Here is an 8,074-nt window from a genome sequence, read left to right on the forward strand (position 1 = left end):
GTGGGAGCGAGCCTGCTCGCGAAGAGGCCGGCCCAGCCAACGAAGATCTCAGCGCTGCATACCCCAGCGCTTGACGGTCACCCGCTCAAGGGTGGCAAACACCAGATTCTCCACCAACAGGCCAATCAGGATCACCACCGCCAACCCGGCAAACACCTTGTCGGTGTACAGCTCATTGCGATTCTGGAAGATGTACCAGCCCAGCCCGCCCTTGCCGCTGGTCGCGCCAAACACCAATTCGGCCGCGATCAACGTACGCCAGGCAAACGCCCAGCCAATCTTCAAACCGGCGAGAATCGACGGCAGTGCCGCCGGGATCAGGATGAACAACACAAGGCGCAAACCCTTGAGGCCATAGTTGCGCCCGGCCATGCGCAGCGTCTCGGACACACCGAGAAATCCGGCATAGGTGTTCAGCGCCAGCGCCCACAACACTGAATGCACCAGCACGAAAATCAGACTGTTCTGCCCCAATCCGAACCAGAGCAGCGCCAGCGGCAGCAGGGCAATCGCCGGCAACGGGTTGAACATCGAGGTCATGGTGCTGAGCAGATCACGTCCCAACTGGGTCGAGACCGCCAATGTCGTCAGGGCGAACGCGAGGACGATGCCGATCAGGTAGCCTTTGATCAGCACCACCAGCGAGATCCACACCTTGGCCAGCAGCTCACCACTGAGCAGCCCGTCGAACAGGGCCTGCGCGGTTTGCAGAAAACTCGGCAGCATCAGGTCATTGTTCTGAATCCGCGCGACCACCTCCCAGATGATCGCCAGCACAATCAGGATCAGGCTTTTGCGCAACCAGCCCTGTTGCCACAGGCGCGTGCCAAGCGGCAACTCGCGCTCGACCGGCACTGCGGTCAGCGGCTCGAGCACGGTTTCGAATTCTTCACGCACGGATGATGAATGGCTCATCGGGTAGTCCTCCTGGCCGCTCAATAGGCGATGCGAATGTCGTTGAAATCGTGATCACGTTCGGTCTCCGGCGCCTGGCCCTCATCGAACAGCAGACGATGAATGCGCCGCGCCGACGCCTGAAACGCCACGCCGCCGAGGCTGTGCAGATCGTATTGATGGCTGTGCACTTCGGCGCGCACCCGCCCCGGATGTGGCGACAACAAGAGGATGCGATTGCCCACCACCAGGGCTTCTTCGATCGAATGAGTAACGAACAGCAGGGTGAAACGAACCTCTTCCCAGAGCAGCAGCAATTCCTCCTGCATCTTGCGGCGGGTCAACGCATCGAGTGCAGCGAAGGGTTCGTCCATCAAAAGAATTTTTGGTTGCATGGCCAACGCCCGGGCGATCGCCACCCGCGCCTTCATGCCGCCGGACAAGGTGTGTGGATAGGCGTCGGCGAACGCTGCCAGACCGACCTTTTCCAGGTAGTGCAGCGCACGCTCTTCGGCGTCTTTCTTGTTCAAGGTGCGCGAGGCCAGCAGCGGGAACATCACGTTCTGCTTCACGGTTTTCCACGGCGGCAACTGGTCGAATTCCTGAAACACCACAATGCGGTCCGGCCCCGGCGCATCGACGCGCTGGCCTTGCAGGCGGATCTCGCCTTCGCAGGGCTGGATGAATCCGGCGACCGCTTTGAGCAAGGTCGATTTCCCGCACCCGGACGGGCCGAGCAGGACGAAACGATCAGCCGGGTCGACGGCGAAACTGACTTGATGGGTAGCGCGCACCACGCGCTGCGGCGTGCGGTATTCGAGGCTGACGTGATCGACGGCCAGCAACGCTTCGCTGTGGGCGATCGGGTTGCTGGCCGCGTGGCCTGGCAAAGGGGCGTTCATGGTCGATCTCCGGCAAATCAGAAAGGCGCGTCGCCCTGAATGGTCGTGCGATACAGCTTGCGGCGCAGATGCGCGGGGCAGCCGGCGGCGAGGTGGATCAGCGAGCGGTTGTCCCAGAACACCAGATCATGCGGCTCCCACTGATGGCGGTAGATGTTTTGCGGCAGCACGCTGTGAGCGAAGAGTTCGCCGAGCAGCTGACGACTTTCGTCTTCCGGCAGACCGACGATGCGCGTGGTGAAGCCTTCGCTGACGAACAAGGCTTTGCGGCCGTTTTCCGGATGGGTGCGCACCACCGGATGCACCACTTCGGCGACCTGAGCCAGTTGTTCCGGGGTCAGGGTCGGGCGCCAGTTACCTTCGAACTTGGTTTCGCTGTAGCGCGCGGTATAGGAATGCGCAGCGGAACGTCCTTCGACCGCAGTGCGCAAGGCAGCGGGCAAGTCGTCCCAGGCTTTGTGCATGTCGGCGAACAGCGTGTCGCCGCCCTCGGCGGGCAGCTCTTGGGCGTGCAGCATCGAGCCGAGACTCGGCAGCTCTTTATAGGAGAGATCGGAATGCCAGAACTTGCCGGCGTCACCGAGACCGATGTTCTGGCCGTTCTCGATAATGTTGGAAACGATGAGGATTTCCGGGTGATTGGCCAGCAGGAACTGCTTGAGCACATGGATCTGCAACACGCCGAAACGGCGGCTGAAATCGATTTGCTGTTGCGGGGTGATCTGCTGATCGCGAAAGACCACGACGTGGTGATCCAGGTGCGCGCGGTGAATGCGCGCGAAGTCCTGATCATTGACCGGCCGGCGCAGGTCGAGGCCAACGATCTCGGCGCCGACGGCACCGCTGAAGGGGCGAATTTCGAAGATTTGCGGCGCGACAGTTGCGGCGCTTTCGGTGGCAGTAGCGGCGGACATCAATCATCTCCCACGCACGGCGCGCTCATGGCCGCGCTCGTCGATCAGACACTCACGCTGGATTGCGTGTCGGTTCAGGTCGTGCGGCGCGCCGATTGGTCGGCAGGTACGCAGGTGGGTGACTTTATAGCTATAAGAATTGGAAATTAAATACCGTTAGAGAATAACGATATGGCGAATGGTGAGGGGGTGGGTGACCATTTGTGTCACTTACCGACGGATATGTAGCGCTTCGGAGGACGCCTTCGCGAGCAGGCTCGCTCCCACAGTTGGAATGCAATCTCCTGTGGGAGCGAGCCTGCTCGCGAATAGGCCGTCACCAGCGCCGAAGATCTAGCGCTCGTGCAACGCTTCAGCCCGCGCGCGAATGATCGGCTTGAGCAAATAGCTCAACACCGACTTCTTGCCAGTGATGATATCCACCGAAGCGACCATCCCGGGAATGATCAGCAAAGGCTTTTCATCCGTGCCCAAGTGGCTGCGCTCGGTACGCACCTTGATCACGTAATAAGTGGTTTTCTTGTCTTCGTCGGTGATGGTATCCGCACCGATCTGCTCCAGCTGTGCCTTCAGGCCGCCGTAAATCGTGTAGTCATAGGCGGTGAATTTGACGATCGCTTCCTGACCCGGATGCAGGAACGCGATGTCCTGCGGGCGGATCTTGGCTTCGACCAGCAGGGTGTCGTCCAGCGGCACGATTTCGACCATGTCGCTGCCCGGCTGGATCACACCGCCGATAGTGTTGACCAGCAACTTGTTGACGATGCCCCGCACGGGTGAGGTAACCAGCGTGCGGCTGACGCGGTCTTCCAGCGCCTTGCCGGTGGCCTGGGCCTTGTTCAGATCGGTGCGCGCTTCGTTGAGTTGGGTCAGCGCTTCGCTGCGGAATTTGCCGCGGGTTTCGTCGATCTTGCGCTGCACTTCCTTGATCGCCGATTCGGCGCGTGGGATGGCCAGCGTGGTCGCGTCGAGCTGGCCACGGGTTTCCACTTCGGCACGCTTGAGACGCAACACTTCCACCGGCGAGACCGCGCCCTGCGCCACCAGCGGCTCGGACATGTTGATTTCCTGACGCTGCAAGCCGAGCTGCTGACGGTACTGCGCCTGCTTGGAGCTGAACTCACGCAGCTCCTGCTGACGCTGGATCAACTGCTCCTGCAAGCCGCCGATTTCATCGTGTAATTGCTGACGGCGGCTGATGTACAGCGACTCTTCGCTTTTCGCCTGGCCCGGCACGGCTTTGAGTACGTCCTCGGGGAAATTCAGCGGACGATCATCGACTTCCGCGCTCAGACGCTCGACCCGCAGCAGCATCGACAGGCGATCGGCCTCGGTTTCGCCGACGTTGGAGGCAAAACGTGTGTCGTCGAGACGAATCAGCGGCGCGCCAGCCTCGACGATCTGGCCTTCCTTGACGAACAGCTCGGAGACGATACCGCCCTCCAGGTTTTGGATTTTCTGGATCTTCGACGACGGAATCGCCTTGCCGTCGCCCTTGGTCACTTCGTCGATCACGGCGAAGTTGGCCCAGAGCATGAGGAACACGAAAAAGCCGATGATCGCCCAGATGGTCAGGCGCACAACGCGCGGGGCGTCTTCGATCAGCGCCTTGTTGACCTCCGGCAGCGGCTGGCCCTGCAGCGAGGCAGAGCCCTTGAAGTAGCGACGGATCGACTCCTTGACACCGGACTTAAGCAACACTGATCTGCCCCTTCTTCAACGCTTCCATCACGGCGGCTTTCGGGCCGTCGGCGAGAATCTGCCCGCGATCGATCACCAGCAGGCGATCGACCAGCGACAACAGCGATGCCCGGTGCGTGACCAGCACCACGGTCTTGTTTTCAATCACTGCTGCGAGGCGTTGCTTGAGGCGTTCTTCGCCGGTGTTGTCCATCGCACTGGTTGGCTCGTCCATCAGCAAGATCGGTGGATTGAGCAACAGCGCCCGGGCCAGGGCGACGTTCTGCCGCTGGCCGCCGGAGAGGTTTTGCCCACGCTCGCCGACTTGCAGCTCGTAGCCTTGCGGGTGCAGACGGGCGAATTCGTGGACGCCGGCCAGTTCGGCGGCTTGCAGCACCAGCTCGTCTTCGACGTAACGCGCGCCGGACACCAGGTTGTCACGCAGGGTGCCGGACAGCAGCTGAATGTCCTGCGGCACGTAGCCGATGTTGTAGCGCAGTTCGCTGACGTCGATCTGGCGAATATCCACGCCGTCGACCAGCAAGGCACCGTCGTCCGGTTGGTACAGGCCCACCAGCAGTTTCGCCAGCGAACTCTTGCCCGAGCCGCTGCGGCCGATGATGCCGATCTTCTCGCCGGGACGGATGACCAGGTTGATGTTCTTCAGCGCAGGGTTCTGCTGGTCCGGGTAGGTGAAGCTGAGCTGACGGCATTCGATCGCACCCTGCAAAACCTTGCGGCTTAGCGGACGCTCTTCGAAATTGCGCTCCTGGGGCAGCTCCATCATCTGGTCGACCGAAGTCATGGTCACCCGCGCCTGTTGATAGCGCGTGAGCAGGCCGGACAGCGACGCCAGCGGGCTCAGCGCACGACCACTGAGCATGTAGCAGGCAATCAGCCCGCCCATGCTCAGGTTGCCGGCGATGATCTGGTATACGCCGAAGACGATCATGATCACCCCGGCCAGTTGCTGGATCAGCAAGGTGATGTTCATCGCCAGACCGGAGAGCATTTTCACTCGCAGCTCTAGGCGGCTGAGGGTGCCGATGGTCTGCTCCCACTGATACTGGCGCTCGCTTTCGGCGTTGTTGACCTTGACCGCGTCCAGACCGGCGAGGGTTTCGATCAGGCTCGACTGGCGCTCGGCGCCCAGCGCCATGGTCCGTTCCATGGTCGCGATCAACGGCTTCTGCAAGGCGTAGCCGATCAGCAGGGCAATCGGGAAAGCCAGCACCGGAATCCACACCAGATGCCCGCCGAGAATGGCGATGACGATGAAAATCAGGATGGTGAACGGCAGGTCGATCAGGCTGGTCAGGGTCAGCGACGCGAGAAAGTCGCGCAGGCTCTGAAACTCATGGATGTTCTGGGCAAAGCTGCCGACCCGCGCCGGGCGGTATTTCATCGCCATGCCGACAATGCGCTCGAACAGCGTGGCGGAGATGATCAGGTCGGTTTTCTTCCCGGCCAGATCCAGGCACAGGCTGCGCAGGCTCTTGAGGATCAAGTCGAAGATGTAAGCGCCGGTGATGCCCAGCGCCAGCACCCACAGGGTTGCTTCGGCCTGGTTCGGCACTACGCGGTCGTAGACGTTCATCACGAACAGCGGCGCGGCCATGGCGATGATGTTGATCAGAAAACTGGCGGCGATCGCATCGGCATACAGCCAGCGCGAACGCTTGAGGGTGTCGCGAAACCACGAGCGTGCGCGCGGGATCAGCGTGCCGTGGTTGACGTCGAACTTGTGCTGCGGCTGGGCGAAGAACACTTTGCCGGTGTAATCGTCGCTCAGCAGTTCGCGGCTGACCACAGACTCGCCGCCATCGCTTTCGCTGAGCAGCACTCGTGCTTCATTGTCGCCCTGCCAGCCGAGCAGAACGGCGCTGCGGCCATCCTTGAGCAGCAACAGCGCGGGCATGGCGATCGCCGGAATTTCTTCGAGTTTGCGCTGCAACACCCGCCCCTGCAGCCCGGCGCGAGCCGCTGCGCGCGGCAGCAACTCGACACTCAAACGTTGTTTGGGCAGCGGCAGGCCGGTGGTCAGCATCGCCGCGCTGGCAGGCTTCTGGTGCAGCATGCACAGGGCGAGCAGACCATCCAGCAACGGATCGTCATGCAACGCGCGTGGATCATGGCTGAGTTGAACTCGACTGACTTCTGATTCCACGCTCGACACTCTTTAACAGTTGAAAGGGATAACTCAGTTCATCCCAGGCAGCTGGACCTTGGGCTTCACGTCGTTCTGCACAACGGATGCCAACGGCGCGACCACTCCCTGGCTTTTGAGCAATTGGCCCATGGTCGCCTTGATTCGATACTGAGTAAATAACTGAATGTTCTTGATTTCCGCCAGACGCCGCGAGGCGGTAAACAGTTCGTTTTCGCTGTCGAGCAAATCCAGCAGGGTGCGTTCGCCGAGGCTGAATTGACGCTGGTAGGCGGTACGCACCGAGGTGCTGCGATCGACGTACTGCTGAGCGATCGGCACTTGGGCGTTGGCATTGTTCAGCGCGTTCCAGGCGAGGCCGAGCTCTTCATTCAACTGACGCAGGGCGTTGTTGCGGATGTCCAGCGCCTGGTTGGCCAGGTACGACTTGGATTCCAGATCGGCCTTGTTGCTGCCGCCGGAATACAAGTTAAAACGCATGCGCAGCATGGCCTGCCATTCGTTGTTGTGGCCGTTCTGACCATCGAGATCGTTGTCGGCGGAGCGGCCCAGTTCGGCATCGAAACGCGGGTAGAAGGTCGATTTGGCGGTGGCGAACTGCTTCTCGGCAGCGGCGATGTCCGACTCGGCGGAACGCAGGACCGGGCTGTTTTCCAGCATTTGCGCGCGGGCTTCATTGAGGTTGGCCGGCATCATCGCCATGAACGGCGCCGGGCGCTCGAGCTGGTCGGGCATCTGGCCGACGGCGCTGAGGAAGTTGGTTTCCGCGTCGGCGAGGTTGGTCTGTTCGGTGATCAGGTTGTTGCGGGCCTGGGCCATACGCGCTTCGGCCTGATCGAGGTCGGCACCGCTGCCGACGCCGCGCTGGGTGCGCAACTGGATCTGGTCGTAGATGCGCTGGTGGCTCTTGAGGTTCTCCTCGGCCAGACGCACGAATTCGCGACGGGTCAGCACGTCCAGATACACCTGGGCGACGGTCAGCGCAGTGCGCTCGGAAGTGCCCAGCAGCGAGTAAGCACGGGAGCTGACGTTGGCTTGTTGACGCGCGACTTCGTTGGATGTCGCAAAACCGTCAAAAACCATTTGCGAGAGACGTAAACTTGACTCGCTGCGGTTCAACGTCTCCCAGTGATTGCTTCCACCGTTCGCTCGCGTGGTCACACTGTCAGTGCCTTCACGGCCATAACCGCCCAGCAGATCGACCTTGGGCAGGTATCCCCCTTTCGCAGCCTTTAACTGATAATCCGCCGCCAATCGACTGTTGACCCCCGCCTGAATCTCCGGATGGACATCCAGCGCCTGTTGCATGGCTTCTGGTAAGGATTGTGCTTGTACAAAAGAGGCGGCGAGAGCGAAGGGAGCGGCAAGGAGCAAAAGCGAACGCATGGTTGGAATTTTCCCGGAACTTCTTGTCTTGAATCACAGCAGAAACGTGGTGCTGCGTCGGATGATGGCAACCCGAAAGACCGTATGTCGGAAAGTTCAAAACAGGAACTGGATGACAGGCTGAAGGACAG

Annotated in this window: 6 protein-coding genes; all 6 read right to left on the reverse strand. The window is 60.9% G+C overall.

Annotated elements, in window-relative coordinates; genetic code table 11:
• Window positions 1–48: 48 nt before the first annotated feature.
• Complete coding sequence (locus ACV8MC_RS05830) at window positions 49–915, reverse strand: ABC transporter permease (RefSeq protein WP_041477414.1); 867 nt, start codon at window positions 913–915, stop codon at window positions 49–51.
• A gap of 20 nt (window positions 916–935) precedes the next feature.
• On the reverse strand, window positions 936–1,796 hold the full coding sequence (locus ACV8MC_RS05835) for an ABC transporter ATP-binding protein (RefSeq protein WP_457264733.1): 861 nt from the start codon (window positions 1,794–1,796) through the stop codon (window positions 936–938).
• 17 nt (window positions 1,797–1,813) lie between these two features.
• Entirely contained in the window at window positions 1,814–2,710 is an 897-nt protein-coding gene (locus tag ACV8MC_RS05840; protein WP_457264734.1) for a TauD/TfdA dioxygenase family protein, read from the reverse strand.
• Window positions 2,711–3,043: 333 nt separating this feature from the next.
• A complete protein-coding gene (locus ACV8MC_RS05845; protein ID WP_024011116.1) occupies window positions 3,044–4,411 on the reverse strand; it encodes an HlyD family type I secretion periplasmic adaptor subunit in 1,368 nt (455 codons plus the stop codon).
• On the reverse strand, window positions 4,401–6,557 hold the full coding sequence (locus tag ACV8MC_RS05850; RefSeq protein ID WP_051600365.1) for a type I secretion system permease/ATPase: 2,157 nt from the start codon (window positions 6,555–6,557) through the stop codon (window positions 4,401–4,403). The genes ACV8MC_RS05845 and ACV8MC_RS05850 overlap by 11 nt, the downstream gene beginning before the upstream one ends.
• Window positions 6,558–6,590: 33 nt before the next feature.
• Entirely contained in the window at window positions 6,591–7,943 is a 1,353-nt protein-coding gene (locus ACV8MC_RS05855) for a TolC family outer membrane protein (RefSeq protein WP_457264737.1), read from the reverse strand.
• Window positions 7,944–8,074 lie beyond the last annotated feature (131 nt).

The sequence above is a fragment of the Pseudomonas sp. PK-RTE-24 genome (genome assembly GCF_054052265.1).

What these genes read in the sequence shown, in the direction of transcription:
- ACV8MC_RS05830 (WP_041477414.1), bottom strand. Translation starts at nt 915, where the DNA reads ATGAGCCATTCATCATCCGTGCGTGAAGAATTCGAAACCGTGCTCGAG.
- ACV8MC_RS05840 (WP_457264734.1), bottom strand. Translation starts at nt 2,710, where the DNA reads ATGTCCGCCGCTACTGCCACCGAAAGCGCCGCAACTGTCGCGCCGCAA.
- ACV8MC_RS05855 (WP_457264737.1), bottom strand. Translation starts at nt 7,943, where the DNA reads ATGCGTTCGCTTTTGCTCCTTGCCGCTCCCTTCGCTCTCGCCGCCTCT.
- ACV8MC_RS05835 (WP_457264733.1), bottom strand. Translation starts at nt 1,796, where the DNA reads ATGAACGCCCCTTTGCCAGGCCACGCGGCCAGCAACCCGATCGCCCAC.